The organism is Streptomyces sp. NPDC057616, assembly GCF_042800575.1.
GTDB lineage: Bacteria > Actinomycetota > Actinomycetes > Streptomycetales > Streptomycetaceae > Streptomyces.
The window spans coordinates 11,843-29,038 of sequence record NZ_JBHVGU010000033.1 but is presented as its reverse complement, the minus strand read 5'-3'; the positions used below and the strand labels follow the sequence as shown (position 1 = coordinate 29,038).

The 17,196-nt window shown below is 72.0% G+C and carries 15 protein-coding genes; 12 read left to right on the top strand and 3 right to left on the bottom strand.

The window, feature by feature from the left end; all coding sequences use genetic code 11:
• Nucleotides 1-8: 8 nt before the first annotated feature.
• Nucleotides 9-1,277, bottom strand: a complete 1,269-nt coding sequence (locus tag ACFU97_RS33590; protein WP_384264250.1) for an NAD(P)/FAD-dependent oxidoreductase — start codon at nt 1,275-1,277, stop codon at nt 9-11.
• A gap of 440 nt (nt 1,278-1,717) precedes the next feature.
• On the opposite strand from ACFU97_RS33590, the gene ACFU97_RS33585 reads away from it, so the two are divergent.
• The 10 genes from ACFU97_RS33585 to ACFU97_RS33540 all read left to right on the top strand — a co-directional run bounded on the left by ACFU97_RS33585 (nt 1,718) and on the right by ACFU97_RS33540 (nt 12,395).
• A complete protein-coding gene (locus ACFU97_RS33585) occupies nt 1,718-2,557 on the top strand; it encodes an ABC transporter ATP-binding protein (RefSeq protein ID WP_384264248.1) in 840 nt (279 codons plus the stop codon).
• Nucleotides 2,529-3,362: an ABC transporter permease gene (locus tag ACFU97_RS33580; RefSeq protein ID WP_384264247.1), complete on the top strand. Its 834-nt coding sequence runs from the start codon at nt 2,529-2,531 to the stop codon at nt 3,360-3,362. Before ACFU97_RS33585 ends, ACFU97_RS33580 begins: the two co-directional genes overlap by 29 nt.
• 15 nt (nt 3,363-3,377) lie before the next feature.
• Nucleotides 3,378-4,388, top strand: coding sequence for an ABC transporter substrate-binding protein (locus ACFU97_RS33575; protein ID WP_384264245.1), 1,011 nt, complete (start codon nt 3,378-3,380; stop codon nt 4,386-4,388).
• 63 nt (nt 4,389-4,451) lie between these two features.
• Entirely contained in the window at nt 4,452-5,909 is a 1,458-nt protein-coding gene (locus ACFU97_RS33570; RefSeq protein ID WP_384264244.1) for a UbiD family decarboxylase, read from the top strand.
• Entirely contained in the window at nt 5,903-6,664 is a 762-nt protein-coding gene (locus tag ACFU97_RS33565) for a GntR family transcriptional regulator (RefSeq protein ID WP_384264243.1), read from the top strand. Before ACFU97_RS33570 ends, ACFU97_RS33565 begins: the two co-directional genes overlap by 7 nt.
• A complete protein-coding gene (locus tag ACFU97_RS33560) occupies nt 6,661-7,215 on the top strand; it encodes a (2Fe-2S)-binding protein (protein WP_384264241.1) in 555 nt (184 codons plus the stop codon). The genes ACFU97_RS33565 and ACFU97_RS33560 overlap by 4 nt, the downstream gene beginning before the upstream one ends.
• Nucleotides 7,215-9,584, top strand: coding sequence for a xanthine dehydrogenase family protein molybdopterin-binding subunit (locus ACFU97_RS33555; protein WP_384264239.1), 2,370 nt, complete (start codon nt 7,215-7,217; stop codon nt 9,582-9,584). The genes ACFU97_RS33560 and ACFU97_RS33555 overlap by 1 nt, the downstream gene beginning before the upstream one ends.
• A complete protein-coding gene (locus ACFU97_RS33550) occupies nt 9,581-10,480 on the top strand; it encodes an FAD binding domain-containing protein (RefSeq protein WP_384264238.1) in 900 nt (299 codons plus the stop codon). Before ACFU97_RS33555 ends, ACFU97_RS33550 begins: the two co-directional genes overlap by 4 nt.
• Nucleotides 10,477-11,322: an alpha/beta fold hydrolase gene (locus ACFU97_RS33545; RefSeq protein ID WP_384264236.1), complete on the top strand. Its 846-nt coding sequence runs from the start codon at nt 10,477-10,479 to the stop codon at nt 11,320-11,322. Before ACFU97_RS33550 ends, ACFU97_RS33545 begins: the two co-directional genes overlap by 4 nt.
• Nucleotides 11,319-12,395: an amidohydrolase family protein gene (locus tag ACFU97_RS33540; protein WP_384264234.1), complete on the top strand. Its 1,077-nt coding sequence runs from the start codon at nt 11,319-11,321 to the stop codon at nt 12,393-12,395. Before ACFU97_RS33545 ends, ACFU97_RS33540 begins: the two co-directional genes overlap by 4 nt.
• On the opposite strand, the gene ACFU97_RS33535 is transcribed toward ACFU97_RS33540, so the two are convergent.
• Entirely contained in the window at nt 12,325-13,071 is a 747-nt protein-coding gene (locus tag ACFU97_RS33535) for a GntR family transcriptional regulator (RefSeq protein WP_384264232.1), read from the bottom strand. The genes ACFU97_RS33540 and ACFU97_RS33535 overlap by 71 nt on opposite strands.
• Nucleotides 13,072-13,113: 42 nt before the next feature.
• Here ACFU97_RS33535 and ACFU97_RS33530 point away from each other — a divergent pair, with 42 nt between their 5' ends.
• Nucleotides 13,114-13,773, top strand: coding sequence for a UbiX family flavin prenyltransferase (locus ACFU97_RS33530; RefSeq protein ID WP_384264231.1), 660 nt, complete (start codon nt 13,114-13,116; stop codon nt 13,771-13,773).
• A 174-nt stretch (nt 13,774-13,947) separates the two neighbouring features.
• Entirely contained in the window at nt 13,948-14,958 is a 1,011-nt protein-coding gene (locus tag ACFU97_RS33525) for an XdhC family protein (protein ID WP_384264229.1), read from the top strand.
• Between the two features lie 20 nt (nt 14,959-14,978).
• On the opposite strand, the gene ACFU97_RS33520 is transcribed toward ACFU97_RS33525, so the two are convergent.
• Entirely contained in the window at nt 14,979-16,946 is a 1,968-nt protein-coding gene (locus ACFU97_RS33520) for an N-acetylmuramoyl-L-alanine amidase (protein WP_384264228.1), read from the bottom strand.
• Nucleotides 16,947-17,196: the final 250 nt, after the last annotated feature.

Sequence of the window (17,196 nt, the reverse complement as noted above, 5' to 3'; positions counted from 1 at the left end):
ACCCCCGCTCAGGGAGCGGCGACCGCGTCCGGACGGGCGACCACCAGGGTCTTGAGCGGGGTGCCCGGGTCGCCCGCCCCGTCCGGCGGGACGGTCGCCCCCTGCCCGAGCGCCCTGCGCACGGCCATGTAGTCGGCAGGACTGTTGACGGCGTCCACCGCCAGCAGTTCGCCGCCGCGGTAGTACAGGACCGAGAACCGCTCGTCGGACGGCTCACCCCGCACGACGTACTCGTCGTACCCCGTCGACAGCCCCGCGATCTGCAGCTTCAGGTCGCCCTGGAACGACCAGAACCAGGGCACCGCCCGCGCCGGCTCGGGCCTGCCGAGCAGCGTGGCGGCGGCGGACGTGGCCTGCGCCACGGCGTTCTGCACGGACTCCAGCCGTACCCGCCCCAGGCCGGTGACGGGGTGCGGCTGGACCGTGCAGTCACCGGCCGCGGCGATATGTGGATTGCTCGTCCGGGCACAGGAGTCGACGACGATGCCCCCGTCGCACTCGAGCCCCAGCTGCTCGGCGAGTTCGGTACGGGGCACGACGCCGACCCCGACCAGGACGAGGTCGGCGGGCAGAGCGGTGCCGTCGCTCAGCCGTACCGCGCTCACGCGTCCGCCCACGCCGTCGAAGCCCGTGACACCGGTCGACAGCAGGACCCGGGTGCCGCGCCGCCGGTGGGCGTGCAGATAGAACCCGGAGACCACGGGCGCCACCGCGCGCGCGATCAGCCGCTCGGCCGCCTCGACCACGGTGACGTCCTTGCCGAGGGCGCGCGCCACGGCGGCCGCCTCCAGCCCGATGAAGCCGCCGCCCACGACCACGACACGGGAGGCGGAGCCCAGCCGGGCCCGCAGCTCGGACGCGTCGTCGCGGTCGCGCAGATAGCAGACACCGGTGAGGTCGGCGCCGGGGACGCCGAGCCTGCGGGGCCCGGCGCCCACGGTGAGGGCGAGCCGGTCGAAGGGCAGCGAGCGTCCGCTCGCCGTGGTCGCGACACCGGAGCCGGGCCGGCCCGAGGCCGAGAGCGACGTCGCGGTGACGCGTTCACCGCTGACGAGTCCGATCCCGGCGTCCGCGTAGTAGGAGGGGGCGCGGAAGGCCAGCGAGTCGGCGTCCGCCGCACCGCTCAGAAACTCCTTGGACAACGGCGGCCGCTGATAGGGGGCATGGTGCTCCTCGCCCACCAGCGTGATCGGCCCCTCGTCTCCCAACTGCCTTAGGGAGACGGCCAGTTGGAGGCCGGCCTGGCTGGCGCCGACGATGAGCGTTCCGCCTGTCATTGCGTGACCCCTCTCAACCGGGCATTAATGTCATACCATTATACCAACCCTTCAAGAGGCGCTAACCGGCCATGGGTCAGGCGGGCGCGCTCGGGACCAAGTGTCGACACCAAGCGTCCTGCGCGGAGATCGGTGCGCCGGGTGGTCGGTATGCGACCCGGTGGCCGAGCGGGTGGGCGCACGCACGTCGCCGCCGCCTGTGCGCCCCGGGGTTGATCTGGCCCGAGCCGTCGCTTCATTGCAGCTCAAGGTCCTCGCGAGTGATGGCGGACCGCTGCGGGGAAGAGAGGTCGCGCCGATCCGGTCGCGTCACTCGCCGACGGAACGGTGCGGACGTGTGCCGGTAACCCCCTGGACATGGAGTGGTGCTGCTGCTTGAATCCGAGTGTCGACACTTCGCTACGGCGACGGTCGTCGACCCCGTCCCGGAGGAGGTATCCGTGAACCTTCCACGACGAAAACTGGTCGTCGAGGATCTGAGGCTCGGTCACTGGTCGCGACGGTCCGGCGCGTTCTCGCTCGCCTGTGACGGGCTGAGCTTCGAGGTGGCCGAGAACGAGTTCGTGGCCATCGTGGGGCCCAGCGGCTGCGGCAAGACCACGTTCCTGACGGCACTGGCGGGGCTCACCCCGGTCACCTCGGGTCGGCTGGAGCTGAACGGCGAGCAGATCCAGGGCCCCGCGCCCGACCGCTCGCTGGTCTTCCAGCACGCCTCGCTCTTTCCGTGGCGTGACGTCGCCGCCAACATCGAGTTCGGCCTCAAGGCGCAAAAGCGCCTCGACGACCGGGGCAGGAAGCGCGTCGCCGAGCTGATCGAACTGGTCGGGCTCACCGGCAAGGAGGACAAGTACCCGCGCGAGCTGTCCGGCGGCATGAGCCAGCGGGTCAACCTCGCCCGTGCGCTCGCCACCGACCCCGATCTGCTGCTGCTCGACGAGCCGTTCTCCGCCCTCGACGCGCAGACGCGCGAGCTGATGCAGGACGAGCTGACCCGCATCTGGCAGGCGGACGGCGCCGGCACGGGCAAGACCGCGATCTTCGTGACCCACGACGTCCCCGAGGCGGTCTTCCTCGCCGACCGCGTCGTCGTCCTCTCCAGCGGCCCCGCCCACCTCGTCGAGGTCGTCGACGTCGACCTGCCGCGCCCGCGGCGCTCGGACATCAAGCGGACACCCGAATTCCAGGAGATCCACGACTACATCCTCGGGCTGGTGATGAGCCAGACCCAATCCGGTCGAAGGGCGATGGACCATGACAGCAACGCAACTGTCGTCGGATAGCGTCCGCACGCGGGACGTGCCGGCCCGCAGCGGACGGCGCACGCTGGGCAGCCGCTACCAGAACCTGATCCTCGGCGTCGTCGGTCTGGCCGTGGTCCTCGCCGCGTGGCAGATCTGCGCCGCGACCGGCATCGTCGACGAGAACTTCAGCAGCTCGCCCTCGGGCGCCTTCACCGCGCTCGTCGACTCGATCCGCACCGGCAGCGTCTGGGACCCGCTGGGCTCCACCCTGGAGATCGTCGCCTGGGGCATGCTCATCTCGATCGTCGTGGGCATCCCCGCAGGTCTGCTGATCGGCCGTAACAACGTGCTCCACGGCCTGACCGACCCCCTGATCAGCATCATGTACTCGGTTCCCTACGTCGTCTTCCTGCCGATGCTCATCTTCTGGTTCGGCATCGACACGAACGCCCGCATCGTCATCGTCGTGTGGAGCGCCCTCTTCCCGCTGCTGATCAACGTCATCGCGGGCGCCCGCAACCTGGAGTCCAGCCATATGCAGGTCGCCCGGGTGTTCTGCGCCTCGCGGCTGACGACCCTGCGCTCGGTCGCCTTCCCCGCGACCCTGCCGTACATCCTCGCCGGCATACGGCAGGCGGTCGGCCGCGCGCTGATCGGTGCCATCGTCGCCGAGCTGTTCATGGGCTCCGCGGGCCTCGGCTACCAAGTCCAGCTGCAGACCTCGAACTTCGAGATGGACGACGCCATGGCCTCGATCGCGGTGATCGCCGTGGTGGCCATCGTGCTCACCCGCGGTGTCGGCTACCTGGAGCGCCGCTTCACCTTCTGGTCGGGCACGGACTGAGGAGACGAACCGCCCATGCGTATCGCCACACCGCTGACCGCCGCCCTCGGAGCCGCGCTGTTCCTGGCCGTGTCGGGCTGCGCCGTGACGCCGACGGCCTCCGTGCAGAAGTCCAGCATGAAGATGACGATCGGCTACACGGCGATCGGCGCCGCCTACTCCGACCTCTACATCTGCCAGGACAAGGGCGTCTTCCGCAAGAACGGCCTCGACGTCAAGCTCACCCTGCTCAACAGCTCCTCGCAGCTGGTCGCCGCCCTGGTCAGCAACAGCGTGCAGGTGGGCGTCGGAGCCACCACCTCGACGGCCGCAGGCGCCATGAACCTCAAGGGCGTCGACCTGCGGTACATCGCCCTGCCCATCAACCGCTACTACCTGGAGATGTGGGGCAAGAAGTCGGTCCGGCCCGGCGACGGCGTCAAGGGACTGAAGATCGGCCTGAGTTCACCCGGCTCGCTGGGTGACGCGGCGGTCGACTCGCTCGTCCGGCACAACGGCTGGAAGCAGGGCGACGTCCACAAGGTCTTCCTCAAGAGCACCCCGGCCGAGGTCTCCGCACTGGAGAACGGCGCGGTCGACGCGATCGTCACCCAGCCGCCCACGGGCACGAAGACCCGCCAGAAGGGCTTCAAGAAGATCATGGACTTCACCGGTCTGCCCGCCGCGGCCAACGCCTACACGGTCAAGTCCGACTACCTGAAGGTCAACCGCAAGGCCGTGGCCGCGTTCGTGAAGTCCGAGACCGAGTGCCTGGCCAAGCTCCACAACGACAGGGCCGCGGCCGTGGCGAGCATCATGAAGCACAGCGGCGTCGACAACAAAGCGCTCGCCGAGTACTCGTACGACTTCTTCGACCGCCTGTGGGCCAGGACGCCCCGGGTCGATCCCGCCCTGGTCCACGACGCGTTCGCCGCCACCGTGGCCAAGGGCGTCGGAACGATGCCGAAGGACACCGGGATCTTCATCGACAACTCCTACGTCGACGAGCTGCAGAAGTCCGGCTTCATCGCCTCGCTGTACCGATGAGGCCCCCGTGCGCCGCCCGCCCGGCGGGCCGGCGCCCCGAGAAACGACAGGGAGGCGAGGGACGTGACGTCACTCGATGACATCCACGACCTGCGAGACTGGCTGGAACTCGCCGACAAGCTCGGTGAGGTGAGAACGATCGCGGGCGCCCACTGGGACCTGGAGATCGGCGCCGCCTCCGAGGTCAACTACAAACGGCCCTCGCCGCCCGCGCTGCTCTTCGACGACATCGTCGGTCACCGTCCGGGCCAGCGCGTCCTCACCGCCTCCATGGGCAACGCGCGCCGCCTGGGCATGACCCTCAGGCTCGGCACCGACCTGGACGACCGCGTGCTGGTCGAGGCGCTGCGCACCAAGCCGGGGGAGTGGGCGGCGAACGCCTCCCGCTACCCCGTACGCGAGGTGCCCACCGGACCGGTCCGCGAGAACGTCCTGCGCGACGGGGAGATCAACCTCCTGGACTTCCCCGTACCCAAGTGGCACGAGGGGGACGGCGGCCGCTACATCGGCACCGGCTGCGCCGTCTTCACCACCGACCCCGAGACCGGCGCCCTCAACGCGGGCGCCTACCGGATGCAGGTGCAGAACGACGGCCGCGCGGCCAGCATCAACATCGAGGCCGGCAAGCACGGCGCCGCACACGTCCGGGCCTGGTTCGCCCGTGAGGGCCGCGCCCCGGTCACCGCCTCCCTCGGGCACGACCCACTGCTCCTGGTCGTCGCCGGCACCGAAGTGCCCACCGGAACCTCCGAGTTGGAGTACGCGGGCGCGGTCCTCGGCCGCCCCGTCGACGTGATCCGCGGCGAGGTCACCGGACTGCCGATCCCGGCCACCGCCGAGCTCGCCGTCGAGGGCTGGCTGCGCCCCGGGCGGCGCGAACCCGAGGGCCCCTTCGGCGAGTGGACCGGCTACTACAGCGGAGGCACCGAAGAGGTGCTCACCCTCGACGTGGAGCGGGTCTACCACCGCGACGACCCCATCCAGCTCGGCGCCCCTCCCGGCAAGCCCCCGCACGACTACTCCTACATGCGCAGCGTGATGAAGTCCGCGATGATCCAGGACGCGCTGGTGCGCGCCGGCCTGCCGGGCGTCGAAGGGGTGTGGGCCCACGAGGCCGGCGGCGGGCGGCAGTTGCTGGCGGTCGCCGTCCACCAGCAGTACGCGGGCCACGCACGCCAGGCCGGATATCTCGCGGCCCAGCTGCCGGCGGCCGCCTACATGAACAAGTTCGTGGTCGTCGTCGACGCCGACGTCGATCCGCGCAGCCTCAACGACGTGATGTGGGCGATGTGCACGCGCACCGACCCCGCCGAGGACATCGAGACGATGCGCCGCACCTGGGGCAGCCGGGTCGACCCGCTGCGCGAACAGGGAGCCCCGCCCTTCAACACCCGCGCCGTCATCGACGCCTGCCGGCCCTGGACCCGGCTCGAGCAGTTCCCGAAGGTCGCCGAGGCGAGCCGGGAACTGCTGGACCGGGTGACCCGGCGCTGGCCCGACGTACTGGGCGGCACATGGTGACGGCGGAAGCGGCACCCCCCACGGTCTCCGGCCGCAACGGGCGCAGGCCCGTCGGCGAGGCGGCCCGCCAGCTCGAACTCGTCCGGACGCTGGGCCGCGGCACCTCCGTGCCCAGCATCGCCGACGAGATCGCACTGGCCGTCGCCGCGGAGATCATCGAAGGACGTCTCTCGCCCGGCGACGACCTCAACTCGGTCGATCTGGCCCGCTCGTTCAACAGCAGCAGGACCCCGGTGCGCGAAGCGCTGCTGGTGCTGGAGCGGGAGGGCTTCGTCGAGATCACCGCCCGGCGCAGGCCACGCGTCGCCCGGCTGCTGCTGAGCGAGGTCAGGGAGCTGTACAACCTGCGGGCCGAGCTGTACGCCCTGGTCAGCCGCGCCGTCGTACGGACGGCGACCGAGGCCGACCTGGAGACCCTGCGCGGCCACCAGCGCGCGCTGGAGGCAGCCGCGGCCGACGGCGACGTGGACCGCTACTTCTGGATCAACGTCCAGTTCCGCACCACCGAGGCGGACATCGCCCGCGACGCCACGCTGCGGCGCGTGCTCGACTCGCTGGGGCTGCGCGCCCTGCAGCTGCGCCACCTCAGCCTGTCCCAGCCCGGCCGGCTCGAACCGTCCGTGCGCGACCACGCGCGCCTGCTCCAGGCGTACGAGGACCGGGACGCCGAACTCGCCTCCGCCCTCACCCAGTCCCTGGTGCGGGCCGGATACACGGCGATCGAGCGCTCGGGATGGACCGGAGAAGAACCATGACCGACCTGTTCGACCCACCCGACATCACGGCGAGCGAATCCGAGGCAGAGAACGACATGGCCGTACCCGTCCGCTTCCGGCTCAACCACGAGGACGTCGAGGTCCACGTGCAGGACCCGACCACGCCCCTGCTCGACGTCCTTCGGCTCGAAATGGGGCTGACCGGCACCAAGTCCGGCTGCGCGATCGGGTACTGCGGGGCCTGCACCGTCATCGTCGACGGCCGTGCCGTGCCGTCCTGCCTGCAGATGGTCGGCCTGATCGAGGGCCGCGACGTGCGCACCGTCGAGGACCTCGGCGGAGCCGACGGACTCGACCCCGTGCAGCAGGCCTTCGTGAAGTGCTCCGGCCTGCAGTGCGGCTTCTGCACACCCGGGCACGTGATGGCCCTGCGTGCCCTGCTCGACGAGGACCCCGACCCGGGCGAGGAACGCCTCAGGGAGACCGTCGACGGCAACTACTGCCGCTGCACCGGCTATGTGAAGATCCTCGACTCCGCGCGCGAGGCCGTCGCCCTGCACCAGGCCGCGGCCTCGGAGGAGGTGCACTGATGTCCACCGCCGAACTGCCCCTCGACCTCGGCCGGGAGATCCTCCCCGCCGTCATCGGCACCCCCGTCGAACGCATCGACGCCGTGGAGAAGGTCACCGGCCGCGCGGTGTTCGCCGGGGACAACTGGCTGCCGCGCATGCTGCACGGCGCCGTCGTCCGCTCCCCGCACGCCTCGGCCCGCATCGTGTCCGTCGACACCTCGCGCGCCGAGCGGCTGCCCGGAGTGCACGCCGTCATCACCGGAGCGGACACCGCCGGCGTCAAGTGGGGCGCCTTCCGGCCCGACCTGTACCCGCTCGCCGCCGACCGGGTCCGCTACGTCGGCGACGAGGTCGCCGCGGTCGCCGCGCGCGACCCCGAGACCGCGCGCCGGGCGGCCGAACTGATCCGGGTCGAGTACGAGGTCCTCCCGGCCGTCCTCGGTCTGGACGAGGCCCTCGCCGACGGCGCACCCCTCGTCCACGACGACGCGCCCGGCAACATCGCCCACGAGTTCGGCTTCGACCGGGGCGGCGTGGAGGACTGGTTCGGGCGCAGCGACATCGTCGTGGAGGGCACCTGGCAGACCGCCCGCCAGTGGCACGGCTCCATCGAGACCATCGGCTGCACGGCCGAGTGGTCGCAGGACCGGGTGAGCCTGTGGGTCAACACCCAGACACCGTTCCTCGCCCGCCAGCGCTACGCCACCGCGCTCGGCCTCCCGCTGCGCGCCGTCCGGGTCGTCCAGACCGAGATCGGCGGCGGTTTCGGCGGCAAGTCCGGCGACGACAACACGTCCGTCATCTGCGCGATCCTCGCCCGCAAGGCCGGGCGGCCGGTGCAACTGGTCAACACCCGCGAGGAGGAGTTCCTCGCCAGCCGCCCGCGCATCCCGATGCGCTACACCGTCCGGCTCGGCTTCACCGCGGACGGACTGGTCACCGCGAAGGACATCCAGGTGATCGCCGACAACGGCGCCTACACCGGCAAGGCCCAGGCCGTGCTCGGAGCCGCGACCGTCCGGCACGACGCTCTGTTCAACTACCGTGCCGTACGCGCCCGTTCACGGCTCGTGTACACCAACCTCGAACCGACCGGCGCCTTCCGCGGCTTCGGCAACCCCTCGGCGGACTGGGCCGTCGGACAGGCCTGGGACCTGGCGGCCGGGAAGCTCGGCATCGAGGTCCCGGACCTCTTCCTGCTCAACGCCGTCGAGTCCGGCAGCGTCTCCCCGCACAACCACAGGATCACCAGCTGCGAACTCAAGCAGTGCATCAGCAAGGCCGCCAAGGCCATCGACTGGGAGGCGAAGCGTGCCGCCCGCACGCCGAACCGGGGCCTCGCGATGGGCGTCAGCGTGCACGTCTCCGGCCGCCGCAGCTTCGGCGACTACGACGGCAGCTCCGCCATCGTCCGGCTGACGGAGGACGGACGCGCCACCGTCATCGTCGGCGAGGGCGAGATCGGCACCGGAGCCCGCACCACCCTCGCCCAGATCGCCGCCGCCGAACTCGGCCTGCCGGTCGCGGACATCTCCGTGACCCGCCCGGACACCGACCTGGCCACCCACGCTCTCGGCGCACTGGCCAGCCGCGTCACCTACGTCGCGGGCAATGCCGTCAAGCGGGCGGCCGAGCAGGCCTGCCAGGGGCTGCTCGAAGCCGCCGCGCGCCGCCTGGAGCGGCCCGCCGAACAGCTGTGGGTCGAGGACGGCATCGTCCACGGCCCGGCCGGCCCCGACGGCGAGGGCCCGGTGAGCGCCCCGGTCGGGGTGGTCGTGCGGGCCGAGCTGTACCGCCCGAACGGCATGCCGATCGTGGGCATCGGCTCCTTCGACAATCCCTCGGAGTTCCCCGACCAGAGCCGATACGGCAACGAGTCGGGCGCCTACAACTTCGTCGCCGAGGCCGCCGAGGTCGAGGTCGACCCGGCGACCGGCGCGGTCACCGTCCTGGAGCTCGCCGCGGTCGTCGACTGCGGCACCGTCCTCAACCCGCCGCTGGCCGAGGGCCAGGTCGAGGGCGCGGTCGCGCAGGGCCTCGGCATGGCCCTGACCGAGCGGTTCGACTGGCGCGACGGCGCCCCCACGCACGCCAACTTCTCCGACTACAAGCTGCCGACGGCGAACGTCATGCCCAAGCTGCACGTCGAGTTCGCCGACTCCTACGAGCCGACAGGACCCTTCGGCGCCAAGGGCGTCGGCGAGATCGCCCTGGACCCGGTGCCCTCGATCATCGCGAGCGCCGTCGCCGACGCGGTCGGCGTCCGCGTCCACGAACTGCCCGTCACCGCCGAGAAGATCTTCTGGGGCATGCAGCACGGCGAGTCGGCACCCGTGGTGCCCGGCCCGTCCGACACTCCCGCCGACGAGGAAGGCGACGCACGATGACCACCCTCGACTCCGGGCCGGTGCCCGCCGACACGTTCACGGCCCCCGCGACCCTGCTGACCCCCCGCACGGCCGACGAGGCGCTGCGGATGCTCGCCGCCGGCGACACGGCGGCCCTCGGCGGCGGCGTCGGTCACACGCTCGCCCGCCGGGCCCGGCGCGCCCCGGCGCCCACCACGTTCGTGGCGGTGGCCGACCTGCCCGGGTTCACCGACATCACCGTGTACGCCGATCACCTCACCGTCGGGGCCGGCACCCGGCTCGACGACTGTGCGGCCGACCGACGGCTCGCCCGGGCCTGGCCCGTGGTGACCGAGGCGGCGGGCTCCGTCGCCACCGGCCGCATCCGCCGGATGGTCACCCTCGGCGGCAACCTCGCCGCACTCGACGACAGCCACGACCCGCCCGTCGCACTCACCGCCGCCGGCGCGACCGTCGTCGTACGCAGCCTCACCGGCAGCAGGACCCTCACGATCACGGAGCTGGCCCGGCTGCGCCCCGGCGAACTGATCGAGCACGTACGTCTCCCACTGCCCGAGCCACGCACCGGGTCCGCCTACGAGAAGTTCCTCGTGCGCGGCGTCTGGGAGTACGCCTGCGTCAACGTCGCCGCGGTCGTCACCCTGGCCGAGGACGGGACCGTACGCGATCTCTCGCTCGCCGTCGGGTCGGTGGCCGGCGGCCCCGTCGCCGTCGACCTCGCCGGACTGACCGGCGCCCGCGCCGACCGGCACCTCGTCGAGCGGGCCGCCGACCGCGCGGCCGCCACCACCGCGCCCTACGACGACGTCAAGGGCTCCGCCGCCTACAAGACCCGCATGATCGCGGAGTTCTCCCGGCGTGCCCTGACCACCGCGATCCGTCGCGCCGAGACCTCTGCCGGAGGAGACCGATGACCGCCACCGCGATCGACGGGGAGACCCGCGCACGGGACGGTGTCGCGCTGTCGTACACCCGTCGTCCGGGGCCGGACGGCACCCCGCGGATCGCCTTCGTGCACAGCCTGGCCCTCGACCGCTCGCTGTGGTCCGGGGTGACGGCGGCCCTCGCGGGCCGTGCAGAGACGGTGACCTACGACTGCCGCGGCCACGGCCGCTCGGGCCGCCCCACCGGGCCCTACACCGTCGAGCAGTTCGCGGACGACCTCGCCGACCTCCTGGACCACCTGGGCTGGGCGGACGCTGTCGTCGCCGGCTGCTCCATGGGCGGCTGCGTGGCCCAGGCCTTCGCGGCCCGGCACCCCGAACGCACCCGCGGCGCGCTGTTCGTCGACACCACCGCCTGGTACGGGCCCACGGCGCCGGAGGACTGGGCCGCCCGTGCCGCCGCCGCCCAGACGAAGGGCCTCGCGTCGCTGATCCCCTTCCAGCTGACCCGCTGGTTCGGCGACGACTTCCGCAAGGCCGAGCCCGAGCTGATGGACCGGCTGACGCGGGTGTTCACCGCGAACGACCTCGACTGCTACGAGGCCACCTGCGCCATGCTGGGCCGGGCCGACCTGCGCGACAGCGCGCCCACCGTCCCGCACCCGGCGGCCGTCCTGGTCGGCGAGGACGACCGGGCCACCCCGCCCGAGATGGCCCGCACCCTGGCCCGGCTCGTCGGGGACGGGCCGGCCACCGTGGTGCCGGGCACCCGGCACCTGACACCACTGGAGAACCCCGGCGTCGTGGTCGAGGCGCTCACGACGCTGCTCGACCGGGTGGCGGCCGACGACACGGTCGGAGAACACGCATGAGCGCAACGGTCGTCGTCGACACCCACGCCCACCACGTCGGCACGTACGCCGTCGAACGGATCCGCGACGAGGGCGCCGACCACCATGTGCGCCTCGTCACCCGGGAGACGGCCGGCAAGCCGGTCACCCGGGTCGAGGTCGCGGGCCGCCCCAGCGGACTGCCCCTGCTGCCGCAACTGAGCGACGTGCCGGCCCGGCTGGCCTGGATGGACGCGGCGGGCGTCGACCTCCAGCTGGTCGCCCCGTGGATGGACCTCGCGGGATACGAGCTCGACCCCGACGACGGCCTCTGGCTGGCCCGCGTGCAGAACGACTCCGCGGCCGAACTGCGCGCCACCCACAACCGGTTCCTGACCGCCGCCGCAGTACCGCTGCAGCACGGGCAGTACGCCGCGGCCGAACTGCGGCGCGCGGTCACCGAACTGGGCCATGTGGCCGTGCAGATCGGCGCCCGGGTGGGCGAACTCGGCCTGGACGACCTGTCGTTGGACCCCTTCTGGGACACCGCCGAAGAACTCGGCGTCCCCGTGATCGTGCACCCCGCCGAACTCGACGTGCCCGAGCGCAGCCGCCGTCTGTTCCTGCACATCCTGGTCGGCAACCCGTCCGAGACCACCTTCGCGGCGGCCGCGCTGCTGCTCGGCGGCGTACTCGAACGCAGGCCGGGGCTAAGGGTGTTGCTGGTGCACGGCGGCGGCTTCGTCCCCTACCAGATCGGCAGGCTGCAGCAAGGCTTCACGGCGGCACCGCCGCAGTTCCGCGCCCGCGGCAGCCGCAGCCCGCGCGACCTGCTCGGACAGCTCTTCTACGACACCGTGCTGCACGACGACGACGCGCTGCGCCACCTGCTGGACTTCGCCGGCGGGCACGTCGTGCTCGGCAGCGACTACCCGTTCCCGATGCGTACGGACCGGCCCGTCGAGGCACTCGACGCGGCCAGGCCCGGTGGCGAGGAGCGCGCGACCGTGCTCGGGGCGGCCCGCCTCCTCGCCACCGGCGGCCTCAGTCCGCGAATCCCGTCCACCCCGACTGCTCCACCGCCTGCAGCCCCCGGCGCACGATGGACCGGGTGAGGGCCGCCGCCAGCTCGGCCTCCCGGTCGGTGTACGCCCGCATCAGCCGCCGGTGGTCGGCGACCGACGTGTCCAGCCGGCCCGGCAGCGACAGGCTGAGATGCCGCAGCTGCAGGGTCCTGATCCCGACGGAGTCAAGGACGCCCCGCACGATCTCGTTCGCGGCGAGCCGGGCCTCGGTGTTGCGGAACCCGACGTTGTGCCAGAAGTACCGGTCCAGGTCACCGTCGGCCGCCGCGTCCTCCAACCGCGTCTGCACGGCGGCGAGTTCACCGAGTTGTTCGTCCGTGCAGTGCTCCACGATGCGCCGGCTCACCAGGCCGTACAGCTCACCGCGGAGCTCGTAGATGTCACGGACCTCCTCGATGCCCAGCCGTCGCACCCGCGGCCGCTTGCGGGCGACGATCTCGACGAGGCCCTCCCGCTCCAGGATGACGAGGGCCTCGCGCACCGGCGTCCGGCTGCTGTGGAACCGGCGTGCCAGCTCCACAGAGTTCAGGTCGTCACCCGGCCTGAGCCGGCCCTCGATGATCGCCGCCCCGACCTGGACGAGGATCTCGTCCCCGACGCTCTCCAGGTCCTGCGTCCGGCCGAGCACCCGGAGGATCTCCCGCTCGCCCGCCGTCAGCTCCCCGTGGGCGCGTGCCGCCGACGCGGCCGATCCGTTCACCGCCACTTCGGCGCACCACCTCGCTGCTGCATCGTGAAAGGCCCTCCCATGGATCACCAGCCAACCACATCCAGGACCCCGTGGGTCGTCGGCATCACCGGTGCCAGCGGCACACCGTACGCGGCGGCCGTCATCCGGGCCCTGCTCGACGCGGGCGAGGCCGTCGACCTCGTGGTCAGCAGGGCGGCCCGGCTCACGCTGCTCGACGAGACGGGGCTGACCTTCCGCGAGGCGCAGTGGCGCAGCGACGTCAAGGCGTTCATCGGACGCGACGAGGGCGACATGGTGGTGTGGAAGGAGAACGACTTCGCCGCGGGACCGTCCAGCGGCAGCTACCCGGCCAGAGGAATGCTGGTCGTGCCCGCGACCACGGCCTCCGTCGCCGGTATCGCCGCCGGCCTGAGCAAGGACCTGATCCAGCGGGCCGCCGACGTCACCCTCAAGGAACGCCGGCCGCTGGTCCTCGTGCTGCGCGAGACACCGCTGCGCCGCGTCACGCTCCGGCAGATGGCCGACCTCGCCGACGAGGGAGCGACGGTGCTGCCCGCGTCCCCCGCCTTCTACGCGGGCGCCCGCGACGTCCAGCAACTGGTCGACTTCGTGGCGGGCAGGGCCCTCGACGCGATCGGCGTCCCGCACACCCTGTACACCCGGTGGACCGGCGAGCTCGGCGCCGCCCGGTCCCGGACGGAGGCGCTCGGTGCGTGAGATCCTGCCGCAGCTGACCGAACTCGCGGCCAGCGGAACGCCGTTCGCCCTCGCGACCGTCGTCGGGGGGGGAGGCCTCGAGGGAGTCGAACGAAATGGGAGGCAGAGAAAACTTTTTTGCCCTGGGAAGCTGTTGGGGGGGTGTGGGCCCACCCCCCCCGGCAGCCCGGTGCGGTGCTGGCGGTCACGCCCGAGGGCCGGGTGATCGGCAGTGTCTCCGGCGGCTGCGTCGAGTCGGCCGTGTACGAGGCCGCCACCGAGGTGCTGGCGACGGGCCGCGCTCAGCTGCACACGTACGGCATCTCGGACGACGACGCGTTCGCCGTGGGTCTGACCTGCGGTGGCTCGCTGCAGGTGCTGATCAGGGCCTACGACTCGCGAGGCGAGGAACTGGCCCGGATGCTGGACGCCGTGGACCGCGGCGAGCCGGTCGCCCTCGCCACGGTCGTCGGCGGCGCCGCGGCCCTCGGCGCCCAGCTGACCGCGACCGCCGGCGGCACGCGGGGCACGCTGGGCGACCCCGAGCTGGACCGGGCGGCGGCGGACGAGGCCCGCGGGCTGCTCGCCCAGGGCACCACGGCCGTACGGCACATCGGGGCGCGAGGGCAGCGGCGCCGGGACGAGGTCACGCTGTTCGTCCAGGCGTTCCGGCCGCCCGCGCGCATGCTGGTCTTCGGCGCCATCGACTACGCGGCGGCCACCGCGAGGATGGGGACCTTCCTCGGCTACCGGGTGACGGTGTGCGACGCCCGGCCCGCCTTCGTCACCCCCGACCGCTTCCCGGACGCCGACGAGGTGGTGCGTGCCTGGCCGCACGAGTACCTCGCCCGGCAGACGGACATCGACGAACGGACCGTCGTGTGCGTCCTGACGCACGACCCGAAGTTCGACGTGCCGCTGCTGCTCGCCGCCGTACGCACCAGGGCCGGATACATCGGCGTGCTGGGCAGCCGCCGCACCCACCGGGAACGGACGGGCCGGCTGCGAGCCGCGGGCGCCACGCAGGCCGAACTGGCCCGGCTGGCCTCCCCGATCGGCCTGGACCTGGGCGCCCGCACCCCGGAGGAGACGGCCGTGTCGATCGCCGCGGAGGTCATCTCGCTGCGCTGGGGAGGCACGGGGCGGCGGCTCGCTGCCCTGACCGGGGACATCCACCGGGCCGCCGCGCCGGGCCTCATTCCCTGAGCACCGGCACCTCGCCGGTGCTACGAGCGCATCAGCTGCACGTCCGCCGCACGCACCCACTCCACACGGTGGCCGTACTGGATCTCGTAGTAGAGGTCCTTGCCCCGCACCACCTTGTGCGAGTCGGTGGTGAAGGTGACCGCGTAGTAGTACTCACCCGGCACCACGTCACCGACCACGTACTTCTGGCCCTTGGGCAGGGTGTACGGCAGCGGGGACACCGACTGCACGGGCACCCCGGCCGGGTAGGCCGACGCCTCCGGATAGGCGCGCCCGTACACGGGGACGCTGTCCACGCCCTCCTTGGGCGTCACCACGAAGCCGGACGCGTCGACCGCGGTCCGGTCCTTCTTCGGGTTCTTGAACCACGCCTTCTGGCCGAGGTACCAGATCGCCGTCCAGTCACGGTAGTGATCGGCGACCGCGTACTGCTGGCCGGTGGAGACCCGCGAGGCCACGTCGTTGACGTCGATCGTCGAGGCGCCGGTGCCGTGCAGCCCGACGTCCTTGATCAGCGGCGAGCTCTCGTCGTGGTCCGAGTACAGCCGCACCTCGCTGCTGCCGTGCGCCGCGCAGGGCTGGCCCTTGGTGACGCAGCCGGTGTACACGGGCTGGTTGGACGCGTAGTCGGGCAGGATCGTCACCAGCCCGCCGTTCCGGCCGGCCGTGCGCTTGAAGGGGTGGCCCAGCAGGTCGAAGTAGTGCCGCCAGTCCCAGTACGGGCCGGGGTCGGTGTGCATGCCGGGGATGGTCGAGGTCGTCGGCCCCGGCACGTTCTCGTGGCCGAGGATGTGCTGCCGGTCCAGCGGGATGCGGTACTTCGCGGCGAGGTACCTGACCAGCCGTGCCGAGGAGCGGTACATCGCCTCCGTGTACCAGGCGTCCGGCGAGACGAGGAAGCCCTCGTGCTCCAGGCCGATGGACTTGGCGTTGACGTACCAGTTGCCGGCGTGCCAGGCCACGTCCTTGGCCTTCACATGCTGGGCGATGAACCCGTCCGTGGAGCGCAGGGTGTAGTTCCACGACACATAGGTCGGGTCCTGGACCAGGTTGAGCACACCGTCCCAGGTGCCCTCGGTGTCATGGATGACGATGTACTTGATGCTCTGCGACGCGGGACGGTCGCCCAGGTCGTGGTTGCCGTAGTCGTTGTCCCCGAACTCCGCGTACGGCGCCGGGATCCACTCGCAGGACACCGACTTCGGGCACTCGGTGCCCGCGTCCGAGACCGTGCGCAGGCCGGTCTCCTTCAGCTGGGCGGTGTCGGGGGAGAGCCCCGGCCGGGCGGCCAGGGCCACCTGCTGGCCCGAGTCCGTGACGCGCTCCTCGCCGGTGCGGATCACGTCGTAGACGTCGTCGGCGTACGCCGCGGCCGTGGCCGTGTCGTCGGCGCCCGAGAAGCGGGCCACCGCGCCGTACCAGTCCGCCGGGTTCGCGCTCAGCGCCTCGCCGAGACCTTTCTGCGCGGCTGCCAGCAGGGCGGCGCCGCCCGCCACGTTCGCCGACGGGTCCGTGCGCAGCTGCTCCTCGCTCAGCCCGGTCAGGCCCGCCGCCTTCGGCAGTGTCTTGAGCCGGGCCGGGAGCTGGGAGTTCGCGGGGACCTTGGTGTCCGGGTGCAGGGCGGCGCGGGCCGAGTCGCCGCGGGCGTCCTCCGTGCCCTCGTTGTGGTGCGAGGTGGCGGCGAGCGCGGTGCGGGCGTCGGTGAGATGCATCGGGCCGTAGCCGCCGCTCACGCTGGGCGCGCCCGCGTGCGTGTCCCAGCGGGACTGCAGATACGAGACGCCCAGCAGCACGCTCTGCGGCACGTGGTACTTGGCGGACGCCGAGGCGAACGCCGACTGGAGGCGGTCCGCGGCGGAGGACTGGGCATCGGACGGTGCGGCGCCGAGCAGCGGCAGCAGCAGAGCCGCCGTCGCGAGGGCGCCGGCGGCCTTGCGGGCGTGTCTGTGGCCGGATGCGGATGTGGGGTCGGTGGCGGTTCCTCGCAATGCAGCCTCCTGGGACGAACGAGCGTGGCGGGGCGTGCAGGGCCGGGCGGTGGGTCAGTGGTACCGGCTGGCCGACGATCCGTCAATCATGCCCAGAGGCAGGAGATTTCCCATGTCAACACGAGGATGGAGGAGTTTCGCGGCGGAGACTTGTGGGCCTGCGGGGCGTCAGTGGTATACGCCAATGGCCCCTCGCGAAAGTTCTTTCCGCAAGAGGCCGCGCAGGTCGGCGCATACGAAAGGTCCGCGG